The organism is Amycolatopsis taiwanensis DSM 45107, from assembly GCF_000519205.1.
GTDB classification, from domain to species: domain Bacteria; phylum Actinomycetota; class Actinomycetes; order Mycobacteriales; family Pseudonocardiaceae; genus Amycolatopsis_E; species Amycolatopsis_E taiwanensis.
On the sequence record NZ_JAFB01000055.1, the window covers coordinates 24,021 to 40,016 of the forward strand.

The window sequence follows — 15,996 nt, forward strand, 5'->3', positions numbered from 1 at the left end:
GCATGAGTACTGTCACCATCATCGGCGGGAGCCTGCTCGGTCTCGGCACCGCGATCGCATTGGCCGACAAGGGGCACCAGGTCGAGATCCTGGAGCGCGCCGCCGGCCCACAACCGTCCACGGTAGACGAGGCTTTCGAGGCGAGGCGGCCGACAGTGCCGCAGGGTGTTCAGTCGCACGCGTTTGCCTCCCTCGGCTGTAACCTGCTGCGGGACCGGGCCGAGGACGTCCTCGACGAACTGCTTTCCTGCGGCTGCACCGAGGTCAACCTCACCGACCACACGCCACCCACACTGGCGGGGTTCACCGCTCGCCCGGAGGACAAGGACCTCCGGATGGTGATCGCCCGCCGGTCCACCTTCGAGTTGGCCGTGCGTAGACGGGCGCTGGCCCGGCCCGGGGTCACGCTGAGCACCGGCAAGACCGTCCGCGGCCTGTTGACCTCCGGCGACGGGCAGCCGCGGGTCACCGGCGTCCGGCTCGAAGGCGGCGAGACCAGGACCTCCGACCTCGTCGTCGACGCCAGCGGGCGACGTTCGGCGGCCCAGGCCTGGCTGTCCGAGGCCGGACTGCCCGCGCCCTCGCTGCGCAGCGAGAGCTGCAAGATCACCTACTACACCCGGTTCTACCGGCTGACCGCGGGCGCCCCGCCCGGACCGGTCAACCGCGGTTTCGGCGCGGGCGGGCTGTGGGACCACTACACCGCGGTGCTCTTCCTCGGTGACAACAACACCTTCTCGATCTCGTTCGGCATCCTGCCCGACGACACCGCCCTGAAGGGGCTGCGCGGCGAGGAAGCGTTCACCGCCGCCGTGCGGGCGACACCACTGCTGGCCGGCTGGGTGGCCCCGGGCAACTCGGAGCCGATCTCGCCGGTGTACGCGATGGGCAGCCTGGACAACTCGCTGAAGCTGCCCCAGCCGGGGCAAGCGCTGGTCCAGGGGTTCTTCGGCATCGGGGACTCGGTCTGCACCACCAACCCGTCCTACGGCCGGGGCGTCTCGCTTGGCCTGCGACATGCCTACCTTCTGGCGGACCTGCTCGAGGACCACCCGGTCGTCGGCGATGAGCAGGCCGCGGCGTTCGCCAAGCAGACCGAGCAACTGCTGCTCCCGTGGTGGGAGGAGGCGGTGATGAACGACCGTGGCCGGGCGGCGATGTGGGAGGCCACCGTGGGCGGGCGCCCGCCGCAGCGACCTCCGGCCGGTGTCGTCAATTTCGGGCTCGCGGTCGCGGCGTCCACAAAGGACGAGGAGGTCTGGCGCCGGGTGGCCAACGTGATGATGATGCTGCAGACGCCGGACACCCTTTACCAGGACGACGAGATCAAGGCCCGGATCGGCAAGGTACTCGCCGCCGGTCCACCACCGCAGCTACCCGGCGCCGCGCGTGTCGATCTGGTGGAAGTCGTGGCGAACGCGGAGCGGGTCGGGGCGCCCTGAACCCAGGGGAGAGGGAACACCGATGCGCATAGCGGTGTTCGGCGCGACGGGCGGCACGGGTGTGCAGGTGATCCGCCAGGCCCTTGACCGCCGGCACGAAGTGGTCGCGCTGGCCAGAAACCCCAGCGCTTTACCAGTGCGGCATCCTCGGCTCCGGGTCGAGCGCGGCGACGCGCTCGACCCGGAGCACGTTCACCAGGTGGTCGACGGCGCCGACGCGGTCGTGTCCGCGCTCGGCATCGGCTACCGCCGCCACGCCACGACGGTGTACTCCGAGGGCACCGGCAACATCCTCGCCGCCATGAGCCGCGCCGGCGTGCGGCGGCTGCAGGTGGTGTCCACCAGTTCCGTGCGGATTCCTCCGCGGTCCCAACCGCTCGAGTGGTTCGTCGCACGGTTCCTGCTGCATCCGATGCTGCGCAAGCCGTATGCCGACATGGCCGAGATGGAGCGGCGGGTGATCGCGAGCGACACCGACTGGTCGCTGGTCAGGGCAGCCCGGCTCACCAACGGCGCCCGGACCGGTAACTACCGCACGGCCGCGGACGGCAAACTGCGCGGCTGCTGGTCGATCTCGCGTGCCGACCTGGCCCACTATTTGCTGGACACCGTCGAAGACCCCGCCACGCACCTGGTCACCACCGAGATCGCTTACTGAAGGCCACAAAGTACTGCCCCTGACCTCGGGCCAGGGGCAGTACTTTGTGGAGGTTCAGGCCAGCGCCATGGTGTAACCGCCGCCCGCCACAATGGCGAGCACGTCGCTGATTCCCTTGACCTCGACCGGCCGGGTTCGGTTCTCGGTCGTGCCGTCCCCGAGCTGACCGGCGTCGTTGAGGCCCCAGGCGCGCAGCGTGCCGTCCTTGAGCAGGACCACCGTGTGCCCACCGGGACCGAACTCGTTGCGGCCGCCGCCACCGGCGATTGCCTCGACCCCGCTCAGTCCTTCGACCCGTGCGGGTAGGTTGCGGTTCTCGGTGGTGCCGTCCCCGAGCTGGCCGCTGTCGTTGTTTCCCCACGTCCACACGGTGCCGTCGGTGGCGAGCACCAGGCTGTGGAAGTAGCCGCCGATGAACGAGGCGACCTCGATGTTCTCCAGGCCCTTGACCGGAACCGGGCTCAGGCGGGTCTCGTTCGACCCGTCGCCGACCTGGCCCCGGTCGTTGCGGCCCCAGGCCCAGAGTGCGCCGTCCGCGGTCTTGGCGAGCGTGTGCCCGCCGCCGCCGTGCACCTCGACGACGTTTTCCAGGTCCACCCGGACCGGCTCCAGCCGCGTCTGGGTGGTGCCGTCGCCCAGACCGCCGAACAGGTTGTGGCCCCAGCTCCAGACGGTTCCGTCGGAGCGCAGCGCGACGCCGTGCCCGCCGCCCCAGGCCACGGAGGCCACGTCGGTCAGGCCCTTGACCTTGACCGGCCTGCTGCGGCTGTCGGTGGTGCCGTCGCCCAGGTCACCCCGGCCGTTGTGGCCCCACGCCCAGACCGTGCCGTCCATGGCCAGCGCCAGGGTGTGCCCGCCGCCGCCGGAGAGCTGCGCGACGTCGCCCAGGCCCTCGACCCGGGCGGGCACCGCGCGGTTCTCGTTGGTGCCGTCACCGACCTGGCCGTGGTCGTTGCGGCCCCAGGCCCAGACCGTGCCGTCGGCTCGCAGGACCACGCCCTGGCCGCCGCCGCCGGTGATGGTCACCACGTCGTCGAGACCGTCCAGTTTGGCCGGCAGGAGGCGTGGCTCGGTCGTCCCGTCGCACTGCTGTCGAAAGGCGTTGTCACCCCAGATCCACACACTGCCGGTAACGATCCCGGTTTCCGCGTTCACGACCGTCATCACGTCTCCTGTGTCTCGTTTCTCGATTGCCTTACCGGATTAGTTGGCGGGAACACTTGTGACCAGGTCGGCGACGTCGAACAGATTCGCCACGACGTGGTCCGCGCCGGCCTCATGCAGCCCGTCGGCCGGTTCCTCGTCACCAGCCGGCGCCAGTGCGATCAGCACGTCGACCGCCTGCCGCAGCCAGGCCATGTCGGCGGCTGGTCCCGCGGTGACGGCCAGTACCTCGAACTCGCAGCCATAGGCCGCACTGGCCCGATCTCGTGCGATATCGACCAAAGTGGATGGTTCCGCCGGCTTGGGGCCATACGCGCCGACCTCGAGATCGAGATAACGGTCCACTCCGATCGCGTTGAGCTTGCGGAGCGCGACTTTCTTGTCGTCCACGGTGGCCACCGAAAGCACTGCATCGCTTTGGTGCCGCAGCCGGGCCAGCCCCTCGGCAGCGCCCGCGGGGCGGACCAGCCGACCTCGTTCGACCAGCACACCGTCCACATCGAACAGAATCAACCGACGTGCCACCATAGCCGCCTTTCTTTCCGTTGTCGACGCGCTCACGTCCACTGTCCCGGCCGGGTGTTGACCGGTGCCAGGATCCCGAGGTCGCTCAACATCCGCGGGATGTCGTCGGCGAGCCAGGACTCAGCCACCTTGCCGTCGACCACCCGGTGGATCTCGGTACAGGTGATCTTGAACGACTTTTCCGACGGGGGAATGCCCATCAGCGCCCCGAGATGGGTGCCTTCGGCGACGAAAACGGTCCCGACGAAACCGTCCCGCTCGAAGATCTGCTCGATGGTGACCCGGTAGTCCGGGAAGGCATCGCGCCACTGGCGGACCGCCATCTTGAATGCCTCGGGACCGCCCGGCAACGACATGCCCGTCTTGTGCGCGACGTAGTCGGGGGAGAACAGCTCTCGCGCAAGGGTGAGATCACCCCCGTTGACAATCTTGTCCGTAATGTGCCGAACCAGCTCCGTGCCCGAGGAGAGCATGGGATCGGGCACCTCGAAGGTCGCGTCCGTGGTCACGTTTCACCTCCGCGTCGTTCCGCGGTCAAGCCTTCCCCAAGGCCCATCCTGGCGTCATGAGTCACTCGTCCCACCCGCGTAGGAATGTCGGGCGAATTTGTGGGGAGGCTGTCACGGCGGGCAGGATCAGCGGCATGATCGAAGCGCACAGGTCGGAGTACCGAGGGAGTTTCGTCATGACTGATCGCCCGTTCCGATTCGGCATCATCGCCGGAGGAGTTCCCGATGTCGGCGCGCTGGCCAAGCTGGCCGCCCGGGCGGAGGAACTCGGCTATGACACGCTCTTGACGCCGGACCCGGTCAGCCAGCACGATCCGCTGGCCCTGCTGGCGGCGGTGGCCGCGGTGACCACCCGGCTCCGTTTCGGCACCTTCGTGCTGGCCGAACCGTTCCGGGACCACCGGACGCTGGGCTGGCAGGCCCGGACACTGCACGAGACCTCCGGCGGGCGGCTGGAACTCGGTCTCGGCGTCGGCCGGCCGGGGGCCGAGGCGTGGGCCGCCGAGCTCGGGCGCGAATTCGGCGCCGCGGGCAGGCGGATCGAACGGCTCGCCGAGCTCATCGCGGAGCTGAAGCGGCACGAGGACCGGCCGAGGCTGCTGATCGGCGGGGCTGGACCGAAGTTGCTGGGGCTGGCTGCCCGGGAGGCCGATACGGTCACGCTCACGTGGCGCCCGACGACCACGGAGGAAGAAGCACTGTCCGTTGTCGACCGTTTCAAGGACATCGCGGCCGAGCGGTTCGGCGAGATCGAGCTCAACCTCAACCTGATCGCGGCCGGTGACGACCTGCCCACCAAGGTCCAGCCGTTCATCGGGGCGAGCGTGGCCGGGCTGGCCGAGGCGGGCGCGGTCACCGTGCTGGCGGGCACGCCGGACCAGATGGTGGAAACCGTCCGCCGCCAGCGTGAGCGGCTCGGGATCTCCTACTTCACCGTCAATTCCGCCTACCTGGAGAAGTTCGCGCCCGTCGTCGAGGCACTGAGCGGTTCATGACCGCTTCGCCGTGGGGCGGGAATGGGAGCGGCCGGGCGGTCGGGCTTCTGCCGTTTCCCGCGGCCATCGGCCAGTGAGTTTCATGCGCGCGGGGACCGTTGTGGCAGTGGTGCCGTGACGGTCCCCGCGTCGTGGCGAGGTTATGGCTCAGGGTTGTGGCGCCGCTGGGCGAGCAGCGGCGCACGGCTGAAACGCCCGGAGAACCGGAACAAGACCAGGAACCCCACCAGCCCGGCCATGACGGCCGCGTTCACGGCGAGCCAGACCTGCGTGTTTCGTGACTCGGGGCCCGGTGCCGGGGCGTGTCTCGACGGCAGGTCCGCCACGAGCCGGCCCAGCTCGTAGCGATAGGTCGCGGAGTAGGCCAGAGCCAGCCGCTGCTCGGCTTCGGCGTGGGAAAGCCGCCCCTCGCCATCGGCGGCCTCGATCCGGTGAGCGGCGTCTTCGCGTTCGAGGTCGGAAGCGCGAACACCAAAGGTTCGCCAAGACTTGTCTTCCATAACCGCCAGGATGGCGCGCCTGATTCGCGTACGCGTCGGTCCGGCGGCGACGTTTTTGATACGCTTTTTCGCGTTCCGCGCCCGTGGGCAATACGTATCTCGTCGTACTTTCGGTGCTCACCGCGCCTTTCGCAAGGGCTCTTCTCGCAGGAACAGCACGGTGACAACGGCCGCCGCGGCGATCAGTGAGGCGAGGAAGAAAACAGTGGTGACGGAATCGGTGACCCCGCTGCCGATCGCGGCACGGGCGGCCGTGGACAGGTGCTGGATCTCCTGCGGAGCGGCCTGGACCGCCTGCGCGTCCAGGCCGCCCGGGCCATTGGCCAGGTGAGCGTTCAGGCTCCCGCCGAACACCGAGCCGAATACGGCCGCACCGATGGACGCGCCGAGTGAACGGAAGAAGTTCGCCGAGGCCGTCGCGATGCCGATGTCCTGCCGTTGGGCGCCGTTCTGCACGGCGATCACCAGAACCTGGGTTACCAGGCCGAAGCCCACGCCGAACAGCAGGACGTAGAGGGTGATGGTCAGCTGTGAGGTCGATTCGGTGATCCGGGACAGCAGGAAGGCCACCACCGTGGTGATGACCAGGCCGAGCACCGGGAAGTGCTTGTAGGTGCCGGTTTTGGCGATCAGCCGGCCTGCGACCATTGTGGACGCGGTGATTCCGACCGTCATCGGCAGCAGGAGCAGGCCGGTGCTGGTGGCTTTCGCGCCGACGACGATCTGGAGGAACAGCGGGGTGAACATCAGGATGGCGAACAGCATGCAGGTCGACAGGAACAGCGTGATCGCCACGACCACGAAGACGGGGTTGCGGAACAGCCGCGGCGGGAGGATCGGCTCGGCGGCTCTCCGTTCCCAGAACCCGAAGGCGACGAGCAACACCACCGCCCCCGCGAGCAAGCTGACGATCTCCGGGGAGGCCCACGAGCTGCGCTTGCCGGCCCATTCGGTGACCAGCAGCAGGCAGACCACGCCACCGGTGAGCAGAACCGCGCCCGAGACGTCGACAGAGCGCTGGGAACGGGCCTGCGGCAGCTTCAGCCTGGTGAGCACGATCAGTAGTGCGACGGCGCCGACCGGCAGGTTGACATAGAACACCCAGCGCCACGAGCTGATGTCCACGAGCAGTCCGCCGAGCAGGGGACCGAGCACGCTGGCCAGGGTGAACACCAGTTGCAGGTAGCCCTGGTAGCGTCCGCGTTCCCGCGGTGCGACCAGATCCGCGAGCACCGCCATGGCGAGGGTCATCATGCCACCCGCGCCGAGGCCCTGGCACGCCCGGAACGCGATCATCTGCCCGATGTTCTGGGCCAGCCCGCACAGTGCGGAACTGGCCAGAAACACCACGATCGCGGCCACGAACAGGCTTTTGCGGCCGTAGAGGTCGCTGCTGCGGCCCCACAGCGGGGTGCTCGCGGCCGACGTCAGGTGGTAGACGGTGATGACCCAGGACAGTTGCGTGAGGCCGCCGAGATCGCCGGAGATCGACGGCAGCGCGGTCGCGGTGATGGTCTGGTCGAGCGATGCCAGGAACATGGCGAGTGCCAGACCGCCGAACACGATCAGGACCTTGCGTTTGTCCGGCTCTGCCACCGCTCGGCCGGGAGCGGTTATCGCGGAACTCCGGTGGTCAGCACGATCTTGCCGCCGACGGCTCCGCGTTCGAGCTGCCGCTGTGCGTCCGGAGCCTCCTCCAGCGGGACCGTTTTGGCCACGATCGGCGAGATCTTCCCCTGCGCCAGCAGGTTCAGCACGGCGGCGAGATCCTCACGGTAGGCGTGGGGGTGGGACTTCTCCAGGCTCCAGGCGTTGTAGAAGGTGCTGCGCTTGCCGTTGGGGACCAGCTTGGGCAGCACGATGCCGCCGAGGAAGCCACGTGCCCCGACCGCCTTCTTCGCCTGGCCGTTCACCAGGGCCGCGCTCTGACCGTAGGCGACCAGGATGCCGCCGCGCTCGAGGACGGAGGAGGACTTGTTGAAGTGGGGGCCGCCGATCGCGTCGAACGCCGCGTACACCGAGCCACCGGGGAGCCCGCGGATGACCTGGACGAAGTCCTCGTTGCGGTAGTCGATCGGGTGACCGCCGAACTTCCTGACCAGGTCCAGCTTCTCCGCCGAAGCCGACCCGTAGACTTCGATCCCGGCCAGCTGGGCCAGTTGCAGGAAGGCGACCCCAACGCCGCCGGAGGCCCCGTGCACCAGGATCCGTTGCCCGGGCGCGACTTCCGCGACCCGGTGCAGCATCTGGTAGGCGATGAAGTAGTTCAGTGCCACGGCCGCGGACTCCACCGCCCCGGCTCCGGCCGGCCTCGGCACGAGCCGCTGGGCGGGCACGATCAGGTGGTCTGAGTAACCGCCCGTCCGCACCAGCGCGGCGACCGGCTGGCCTGCCGTGAGCGAGGTGACACCCGGGCCGGTTTTGACCACCTCACCGGCGAAGTCGAACCCGGGAGTGAAGGGTGGTTTCGGGCTTCCGGGGATCACCCCGAGCCGGATCAGGATGTCCCCGAAGGAGACCCCCGCGGCCTCGATCCGCACCAAGGCCTCACCCGGGCCCGGTTCCCCGATGTTCTCGGTGCGCGCCTGGAGTGTTTCCGGTCCGCCGATACGGGTTACGCTGAGATGACGAGAACGCATTTCAAATCCTCCGTCGTCGGTCGCCGTGACCTGCTTACCAGGCGCCGGGGAGCCGGGCAACGAAACCACGGCGGTTACGCGCCATTTCCTCGCCGACACTGACACCTGCGCCAGATGGCGCGGCAAGAATCCCAGCCGGTGTGGGACAGCTTCCCCTTGACAGATTAATAACGAGAGAACTGATTGACTGTGGCGGGCGAGCCGGCGGGCAGTCCACTGTGTACCACCCGGCGGCGGCTGGTCGAATCGGCACCTGGCCTGGCTGCCGATTGCCACCGCCGCGGGCGGGAGCCGCCTCGGTCGGGCGGCGTCAGGACGGCGACGGGCCGGTCAATCGTTTCTCCTGCGGTATGATTTCCGGCGTGAACGATGAGGCCGTGACCAGCCCACCGCAGCAGCTCGCCCGGGAATCCGACAGCAACGCCTTCCTGCTGGCTCAACTCGGGGCGCATGCGGCCCAGCGGTTCGCCGAACGCATCGTGAAACTCGACCTCACGCCACCACAGGCCGGCCTGCTACGCATCGTGGCCGCGCAGCCGGGCCAGAGTCAACAGATGATCGCCGGGCAGCTCGGCACACCCGCCAGCCGGGTGGTCGCACTCGTCGACGGTCTCCAGGAGCGTGGCCTCGTTGAACGCCGACGCAATCCGGAGGATCGCCGCAACTACGCGCTTCACCTGACGGGCAAGGGACGCCAACTCCTGCGCCGGCTCGGCCGGCTGGCCCGGCAGCACGACGAAGCGATCTGTGCCGGACTCACCGAAGGTGAGCGCGAACAACTCCATGGGCTGCTCGCCCGACTGGCCGCCGCGCAGGGGCTCCCGGCGCGGGTCCACCCCGGATACCGCGCCATCGCCGATTGATCGTCCGCTCTCCCGGCACCATCAGTGCTGCTCAACCCGACAATCGTGCTAACCCCCGAATCGTGCGTTTGCCAGACCGTTGCAACGGTACTATCGTTCTGCTTTGTAATCATTTGGCTCGACCCCCGGGGAGCATGATGGCCAGCGAGCGGTCCTCTTCTACAGCAACCCGTCGGCGTCGGCAGGGTGGACCCCCGTTGCTTGTTCCCGGCCTCGTGTTCGCGGTATTCACGGTGGCGGCCGGCGTGATCGGTGCGGGTGGTCCCAGGATCACGGCCTCCGCAGCCGACGTCGCGGCCTACTACACCGATCACCACACCCTGGCGATCGGGTGGGGCACGATCGTGTTCGCGTCCGCGATTCCGTTGGCGATCTGGGCGGCGGTGGTCTACCGGCGGCTTCGGCAGCTGGGCATCACCGCGCCAGGCTCGGCGATCGGACTGGCCGGTGGACTGCTCGCCGCGGCCTCCCTGGCCGTCTCCGGTCTCGCGATCTGGACTGCCGCGCAGACCTCGGTCGCCTCCCAGCCCGAGGTTGCCGCCGCACTGAACGCCTTGGCCTTCGCCACCGGCGGAGCCGGGTTTGTCGTACCGCTTGGGCTGATGGTCGCCGGCGTCTGCGTGCCGTCGTTGTTCGTTCGGCTCCTGCCCAAGGCGCTGGCATGGTTCGGCCTGATCGTAGCCGTGCTCAGCGCACTGGCCACGTTGACGCTGCTGTTTGAGCCGCTGGGTCCGCTGCTGCCGATAGGCCGGTTCGGCGGCGGGGTGATCTGGCTGCTGGCCGCCAGTGCACTGCTTCCTCATTCGCGCCGTCACCGCGAAACGGCCGCGGCCCGCCCGGAGTCCGAGCACCTCACGGTCTGACCGCATCCGTCCCGGGAACCAAGAAAGCCGTGCATCGGCGACAGACCAGTATGACGTCGCAGCTTTTCTGAAAGAATGGGCGCTTGCCGAAACCCCGGCCGACACGGAGAAGCTTCACTCCATCCTGGCGGAAGAGTTCGTCGAATGGTTCCGTTCTTGTCGTTGCCGGGTCAGGTGACGATACGGGTGAGCGCACCGTTCTCCAGCGCCGTCCACAGTGCACCACAACGCGCCATCCGGTTGGCGTGCTCGGTGACCAACTCGACCGGCCAGTCCCACCAGGCGGCACGCAGTAGCCGGTCGACGTCGGCGTCTTCGAAGCGTTGCCGGATCGGAGTCGTGGCGGGTTGGCCGGATGCTCCGCGATGGGTATGGAGACCCGGCGCGCCCGACCGCGGCCACCGTACAATCCGGCGATGGCGTGGACTCTCGCGGATCTGCTGGACACGGCGGAGTTGAGCCTTGTGTTGCGTTCCGGAAACAAGGCCACACCCGTGCGGTGGACGCATGTAAGCGACCTGCCCGACCCGACGCCCTACCTCGACCGCGATTGGCTCCTGCTCACGACCGGCCTGACCCTGACCGCGGAAGAAGACTGCACGGCCTACGTCCAGCGGCTGAGCCGGGCCGGGATCGCGGCGCTCGGCTTCGGCGTCGGCCTGGTGCACCCGGCCGTCCCGGACGGACTCGTGGCCGCGGCGCACCGGTTCGGGCTGCCGCTGATCGAGGTTCCCGAGCAGACCCGGTTCAGCGACGTGCTACGCGTCATGATCGAAGACCGGGTGCGAGCCGACTTGCAAGGCCGCTTGCGATCGGTGATGGATCAGCAGCGGCAACTGATCGCGGCGGCCGAGGCCCGGCTGTCCCGGCGTGCCGTCGTCTCGTTGCTGGCCCGTCATCTCGGTGCCTGGGCGATGGTGCTGACGCCGGACGGACGGTTCCTCGTCGGCGCCCCCGAGACAGCCGGCCACCACGCGGAACTGGTCGGCATGGAACTCAGGAAAGGCCCGGCCGGCCTCCGTGCGTTCGAGGTCGCGGGCAAGCGGGTCGTCCTGTTCCCGTTCGGTACGACGGAACGCTCCCGGGCCTGGCTCGCGGTAGGCAGGGCCGAGCCACTGAGCGTGCTGGAGTCAGGGCTTGTGGAAACCGCGATCACCCTTCTCCAACTCGACAGCGCCCGCTCAATCGAGTTGCTTGACGCCGAGCGTCGCGAGCGCCGGATAGTTCTGGATCTCCTCCTGGCGGGCCGGGAACTCCTTGCGGAGCGAGCCTCCGAGACACTCGGCCTGCCGTTCCCGGACGGAGACCTGCGCATCGCTTTGCTAGAGGAGGCTGGGGACGGCACCACGCTGCTCGGTCTTCTCGAGAACGATCGCAGCCTTCAGGTCGTCTCCGCGCTCGTCGCCCCGGAGCCTCATGGCCGGGCGGCGGTGGTGGTTCCCGATGTGGAGGGTGTTCTCGAGGTGCTGCAGGGCGTCCTCAGCCAGGTTGCCGGCGGCCGTGGCGTGGTGAGCGAGCCCATCGAGATCACGGGCATTCCTCAGGCGTGGCGGCGGCTCGGGACGTTGATCAACGCCGTCGCCGCGGGGGCGTCGACCCGGCTGGCCGTCGCCGGCGATGTCGCGGCGGAAGGCTTGCTCGCCCACCTCGACACTGCTGACGTCCGCGGGTGGGCGGATGCTCTGCTCAGTCCACTCGAACCGAGCGGGCGGATCGATCTCATCGGGACCTTACGAACCTACCTTGTGCACAACTGCAACAGTGAGTCAGCGGCCGCGACGCTCGGCATCCACCGCCGCACCCTGGGTTATCGGCTCGACCGCGCGGAGGAGGCACTCGGCCGATCGCTGGCCGATCCCGCGCTCCGCGCCGAGCTGTGGATCGCGTTACGCCTTCGTGACATCGGCTGAATCCGCCGCCACGGCGCCACTCGCCGGGCATGTCGGGCCATGTCGCGAATCGCGCACAACCGCGATAACCGTGAAGTTGGGACGCGACCCGGTCATCACCCGTGAAGATGATCCGCGCTCGGAGGTGGCGGACACGTGGGAGGCACCGGATCCGGTGCCACGCTTGCGAGTTGTCCTATATTGCAGTCGAGATGGACCGGGACCCGACCGCGGATGGCATGGCGATCTGCTCGGTATGCGCAGCCGAATCCCCGGAAATGCTTCGAGCCGTGCGTAAGGAGGCCACCATGGCGGGAGAAGGACACCTGCTTTGAGCGGGATCGTTGCCCACCGCCCCGCCACGGACGAGCACCCGGCGGTCACCTACCGGGCGGCAGGTGACCGGTGCCTGCTCGTCGAGTACGGCGAGATCGCGCTCGACCTGGAGCTCAACTTCTTCACGATCGCGACGATGGCGTCCCTGGCCGAGCACATGCCGCCCGGGCTCGTCGAGGCAGCTCCCGGGTTCCGCTCGTTGCTGCTGAACTACTCACCGTCGGTGATCAGTCAGAAGACTCTGGTCGGCGCGCTCGACGAACTGCATGACGCGCAGCGGCCGGTACGCTCGCTCGCGCTCGCCGGGCGGCGCATCACGCTTCCGATTGCGTTCGACGATTCGGCCAGTCGTGAGGCGGTTGGCCGCTACGCTGCGATCACCCGCCCAGACGCGCCGAACGTCCAGAACGGCTCGAACATCGAGTACCTCGTCGAATACAACGGCCTCGACGGGCCGCAAGCGCTCTATGATGCCGTCCTCGGCACCGACTGGTGGACGGCCTACAACGGGTTTTTCCCAGGCTTGCCATTCCTGTACCCCCTCGATCCGCGCCACGCCATCACGGCCCCGCGTTACAACCCGACTCGCCGCTGGACAGCCGCGAGTACGGTCGGCATCGGTGGGCCCTGCGTCGCCATCTATCCCGTCGAATCCGGTGGCAGCTACCAGCTCTTCGGCCGTACGGTGCCGATATATGACCATCTCGGGCGACACGACGTGTTCCGCGACGACCCGTTGCTCATCAGGCCCGGAGATCGCATCCAGTTCGAGTGGGTGACCGAGGAGGAATTGATCCACGCCCGCCGCGAAGTCCTCGAGAACCGCTACACGTACACGATCAGGGACGAAGTGTTCATTGTGGCCGATCATCTGGCCCGCAACGCCGAGCTGGCCGGTGAGGCGGCCCGGCTGCGAGCGAACCGGGAGGCGGCGGCGAGCAGGATGGCGGTGCCGTGATGGCCGGCTCCGTCGCCGCGCTCGAGGTCTTCGCACCGGGCCTGCAGACCACGATCCAGGACTCCCCAGGCCGGATCGGGCTCCAATCCCGCGGGTTCTTTCCCGCCGGCCCGGCGGACGACCTTGGCTTCCGCGTGGCCAACGCACTGGTGGGCAACGACCCGGCGGCAGCCGCACTGGAGATCACCGCGGGCCGTTGCGAGTTCGGGGTCGTCACCGACACCGTGCTCGCGGTGACCGGAGCCGACGGAGCCGAAATCACCTGCAACGGGCGAACTTTACCAATGTGGCAGACAGTACTCGTCCCAGCTGGTGCGGTCATCGCGATTGCCGCCGTGCGGGGACCGGGATTCCGGCTCTACCTCGCCGTCGCAGGCGGGATCGACGTTCCCGTCGTCATAGGATCACGCGCGACCTACACCGTCGGCGGCATCGGGGGCATCGAGGGGCGGCCGCTGATGCGCGGCGACGTGGTGCGGCGCTTCGCAGCGTCGGCCCGATCCGCTCGACGCGTCCCGCAAGACCTGCGGCCGGTCCTCACCGACACCTGGGAGATCGAGGTGATGCGCGGCCCACACGCCGACGACGGCCTGCTGACCGAAGAGGACTGGGAGGACTTTCTCACGCGCCGGTGGAAGGTCGACCTCAGCTCGGACCGGGGCGGAGTGCGGCTGAATCCGCACCGGTTCCGCTGGGCACGCCCATCGGGCGGCGTGGCGGGCGGACATCCGTCGAACATCCTCGACGGCCAGTTTCCACTCGGTGGTATCGCCGCGCACGGCGATGTGCTCGTAATTCTGGGCCCGGACGGGCCAACGTCCGACGGGTTCTGTGTCATCGCAACCGTGGTGGCGGCCGGGCGTTGGAAGACCGGCCAGGCTCGCCCCGGGCGCGATGTGATCCGGTTCCGCGAGGTGTCGCTCGACGAGGCGTTGACGCTCGCCGAGCGCGTCGAGTACGCCACCCACCCCGAGCATTACGATGTACTTCCGAATCACCACGTCGGGTAGTTCCGCACCGCCACGCAAGCCACTTCGTGACAGTTTCCAGCCCCCTGACGTCAGCGTCTCCTGCACCACTGTCCACGTCGGATACCGAGTCGCGGATCGGGCCGACCGGTGTCATGGGCCCGCGCGAGTCGATTGGCCGCGCTGGTGACCACGGCATCGGCCCAGGCGAGTGCGCTGCGCCGCGTTGATCGCCGCACGCCAAAACCGCTCGATCGCAGCGTCCGGGAGATGCGCAATGGTGTCCCCGACTCTGCGCATGCCGGCGTTTCGGCAAGCCCGTGACGAGCAGCTCGGCGAGCCACACTACACCCGCGGCGTCGACCTCCGGCCCGATGAGTGCCTTGAGCGCGAACCACGAACAGCGCTGAGGTGAGAATATTTTCGCCCAGTCTTTCGAATGTCCTTTATGGAGTATCGCGCGTACTCGGCGTACGATGGCTCCGGACTGCCTCGGGTCGGTGGTCGTCGATGGGACTGCGCCCGGAAGGCGCACGGGCGGCGGCTTTTCAAGCGCGGTGACTTGCGCCGGGCCGGCGCTGCATTCAGTGGTTTTCAACTAAACTGATCCGTTTAGCCTGGTTACGGGTACAGCAGCTCGCCAGAGGCATCCGGGAACCTGAACTGCCAGACCGGGGAAGAGCTGGTTCCGCCCCGTATGGGCGGTGCTCGTGGCAAGAAGCGTTCGACGATCACCGAAATGGCGCTGGCGGCGTTCCTCGAACGAGGATTCGCCAACGCCACGATGGACCTCGTCGCCACCACAGCCAACGTTTCGAAGGCCACCGTGTACGCCAAGTTCAGCAGCAAGGATGAGTTGCTCGCCGCGATCGTCGCTTCGGCGGCCTGCCTGGTCGACGCCGAATCGCACAACCGTCCCGAGTATCCGGTGTGTCGGCGATCGTTTCGCGAGACTTGCCACGGGCAGAAGACCAGCGCTCGTGGGTTCGACGGCTACGAGGGCGATATCGCGTTCGACCCAGACTCGGAGATCGTCACCGCCGCCGAGGTCACTCCGGGCAACAACGATGGCGACCAAGGAGCCGGGAAATTTCTTGAGCTGCTGGCCAATGAGAACGGCCACCGTCCCAAGGCCGAACGCAAGATCGACCACTTGGTGCGCCGCCACGGCGGAGGCCGCACCCCGCGTCCGAGGACACGAGCGCCGGAGGTCGCGTGCACTGCGAAACTGCATGACAGGGTCAGCGCCCGGGCGACGGTGTTGTCTGTCCGGGTGCTGACGTGCTGTGGGGTTATGCGGCTTGTTGATATCTGGGTGGGGGTGTGTGCGCGAGGTTGCGCATGGGTTTTCGCTCTTTGCTGATCCAGGGTGGCGGGATGAATTCGGGCAGATGCCCGTTCATCCTTACCTGTAAGAGTCGGCATGGGGCGCGGTTCCCGGGTTTCGTCGGGTCGTTTCCCCATGCCGCTCTTCCGAACCGGACGTGCGACTTTCACCGCATCCGGCTCTCCACGGGTCGGTCAGGTTGTGGCGTGTCGGGGTGTCTGGGTCCAGGGGGTGGGTATTATGGTTCCGCGCCATCGGTAGCGTTGGATTGCCATGGTGGCGGGTTGGTAGAGATCCACTCCGTCGGTGCTGGGCTGCCATCCTTGATATGGGTGGTAGCGCCGCACGACCCATTTCAGG

At 68.0% G+C, this 15,996-nt stretch carries 16 protein-coding genes and 1 pseudogene; 10 read left to right on the plus strand and 7 right to left on the minus strand.

The window, feature by feature from the left end; genetic code table 11:
- Positions 1–2 precede the first annotated feature (2 nt).
- Together A3CU_RS47925 and A3CU_RS0133055 are read left to right on the plus strand one after the other, a co-directional pair.
- Positions 3–1,442: an FAD-dependent oxidoreductase gene (locus A3CU_RS47925; RefSeq protein WP_043843410.1), complete on the plus strand. Its 1,440-nt coding sequence runs from the start codon at positions 3–5 to the stop codon at positions 1,440–1,442.
- A gap of 22 nt (positions 1,443–1,464) precedes the next feature.
- Positions 1,465–2,100 (plus strand): NAD(P)-dependent oxidoreductase, encoded by a 636-nt coding sequence (locus tag A3CU_RS0133055; RefSeq protein ID WP_027945859.1) that lies wholly within the window; start codon positions 1,465–1,467, stop codon positions 2,098–2,100.
- Between the two features lie 54 nt (positions 2,101–2,154).
- Here the strand turns inward: A3CU_RS0133055 and A3CU_RS47930 are convergent, their stop codons facing one another.
- The 3 genes from A3CU_RS47930 to A3CU_RS0133070 are packed head-to-tail and all read right to left on the minus strand — an operon-like array spanning position 2,155 to position 4,298.
- Positions 2,155–3,264 (minus strand): RCC1 domain-containing protein, encoded by a 1,110-nt coding sequence (locus tag A3CU_RS47930; RefSeq protein ID WP_052372597.1) that lies wholly within the window; start codon positions 3,262–3,264, stop codon positions 2,155–2,157.
- Positions 3,265–3,303: 39 nt separating this feature from the next.
- Positions 3,304–3,789: an HAD family hydrolase gene (locus A3CU_RS50255; protein WP_156960690.1), complete on the minus strand. Its 486-nt coding sequence runs from the start codon at positions 3,787–3,789 to the stop codon at positions 3,304–3,306.
- A 32-nt stretch (positions 3,790–3,821) separates the two neighbouring features.
- The gene (locus A3CU_RS0133070; protein ID WP_245617457.1) at positions 3,822–4,298 is read right to left on the minus strand and encodes an ester cyclase; all 477 of its coding nucleotides are present in this window, start codon (positions 4,296–4,298) and stop codon (positions 3,822–3,824) included.
- A gap of 176 nt (positions 4,299–4,474) precedes the next feature.
- Between A3CU_RS0133070 and A3CU_RS0133075 the strand changes: the two genes are divergently transcribed.
- Complete coding sequence (locus A3CU_RS0133075) at positions 4,475–5,293, plus strand: LLM class flavin-dependent oxidoreductase (protein ID WP_027945862.1); 819 nt, start codon at positions 4,475–4,477, stop codon at positions 5,291–5,293.
- A 140-nt stretch (positions 5,294–5,433) separates the two neighbouring features.
- Here the strand turns inward: A3CU_RS0133075 and A3CU_RS47940 are convergent, their stop codons facing one another.
- The 3 genes from A3CU_RS47940 to A3CU_RS0133090 form a co-directional block, all read right to left on the minus strand.
- Entirely contained in the window at positions 5,434–5,793 is a 360-nt protein-coding gene (locus tag A3CU_RS47940; protein ID WP_052372599.1) for a DUF1707 SHOCT-like domain-containing protein, read from the minus strand.
- A 117-nt stretch (positions 5,794–5,910) separates the two neighbouring features.
- Positions 5,911–7,389 carry an MDR family MFS transporter gene (locus A3CU_RS0133085; protein ID WP_027945863.1) on the minus strand — a complete coding sequence of 493 codons (1,479 nt, stop codon included), beginning with the start codon at positions 7,387–7,389 and terminating at the stop codon, positions 5,911–5,913.
- A gap of 17 nt (positions 7,390–7,406) precedes the next feature.
- Entirely contained in the window at positions 7,407–8,432 is a 1,026-nt protein-coding gene (locus A3CU_RS0133090) for a medium chain dehydrogenase/reductase family protein (protein WP_027945864.1), read from the minus strand.
- A gap of 362 nt (positions 8,433–8,794) precedes the next feature.
- On the opposite strand from A3CU_RS0133090, the gene A3CU_RS0133095 reads away from it, so the two are divergent.
- The gene (locus tag A3CU_RS0133095; RefSeq protein ID WP_245617458.1) at positions 8,795–9,295 is read left to right on the plus strand and encodes a MarR family winged helix-turn-helix transcriptional regulator; all 501 of its coding nucleotides are present in this window, start codon (positions 8,795–8,797) and stop codon (positions 9,293–9,295) included.
- Positions 9,296–9,492: 197 nt separating this feature from the next.
- Positions 9,493–10,158, plus strand: coding sequence for a DUF4386 domain-containing protein (locus A3CU_RS47945; RefSeq protein WP_245617459.1), 666 nt, complete (start codon positions 9,493–9,495; stop codon positions 10,156–10,158).
- A gap of 170 nt (positions 10,159–10,328) precedes the next feature.
- On the opposite strand, the pseudogene A3CU_RS54845 reads toward A3CU_RS47945, so the two are convergent.
- Positions 10,329–10,511 (minus strand): annotated as a pseudogene (locus tag A3CU_RS54845) (hypothetical protein); the annotation flags it as partial.
- Between the two features lie 63 nt (positions 10,512–10,574).
- Here A3CU_RS54845 and A3CU_RS0133110 point away from each other — a divergent pair.
- The 5 genes from A3CU_RS0133110 (at position 10,575) to A3CU_RS54110 (ending at position 15,672) form a co-directional block, all read left to right on the plus strand.
- Positions 10,575–12,068, plus strand: a complete 1,494-nt coding sequence (locus tag A3CU_RS0133110; protein WP_211246580.1) for a PucR family transcriptional regulator — start codon at positions 10,575–10,577, stop codon at positions 12,066–12,068.
- Between the two features lie 170 nt (positions 12,069–12,238).
- Positions 12,239–12,382: a hypothetical protein gene (locus tag A3CU_RS53005; protein WP_156960691.1), complete on the plus strand. Its 144-nt coding sequence runs from the start codon at positions 12,239–12,241 to the stop codon at positions 12,380–12,382.
- Entirely contained in the window at positions 12,379–13,341 is a 963-nt protein-coding gene (locus A3CU_RS0133115) for a carboxyltransferase domain-containing protein (protein ID WP_052372601.1), read from the plus strand. Before A3CU_RS53005 ends, A3CU_RS0133115 begins: the two co-directional genes overlap by 4 nt.
- Positions 13,341–14,351, plus strand: a complete 1,011-nt coding sequence (locus A3CU_RS47950; protein ID WP_052372602.1) for an acetyl-CoA carboxylase biotin carboxylase subunit family protein — start codon at positions 13,341–13,343, stop codon at positions 14,349–14,351. Before A3CU_RS0133115 ends, A3CU_RS47950 begins: the two co-directional genes overlap by 1 nt.
- Before the next feature lie 697 nt (positions 14,352–15,048).
- Positions 15,049–15,672 (plus strand): helix-turn-helix domain-containing protein, encoded by a 624-nt coding sequence (locus A3CU_RS54110; RefSeq protein ID WP_211246581.1) that lies wholly within the window; start codon positions 15,049–15,051, stop codon positions 15,670–15,672.
- The last annotated feature ends 324 nt before the right edge of the window (positions 15,673–15,996 follow it).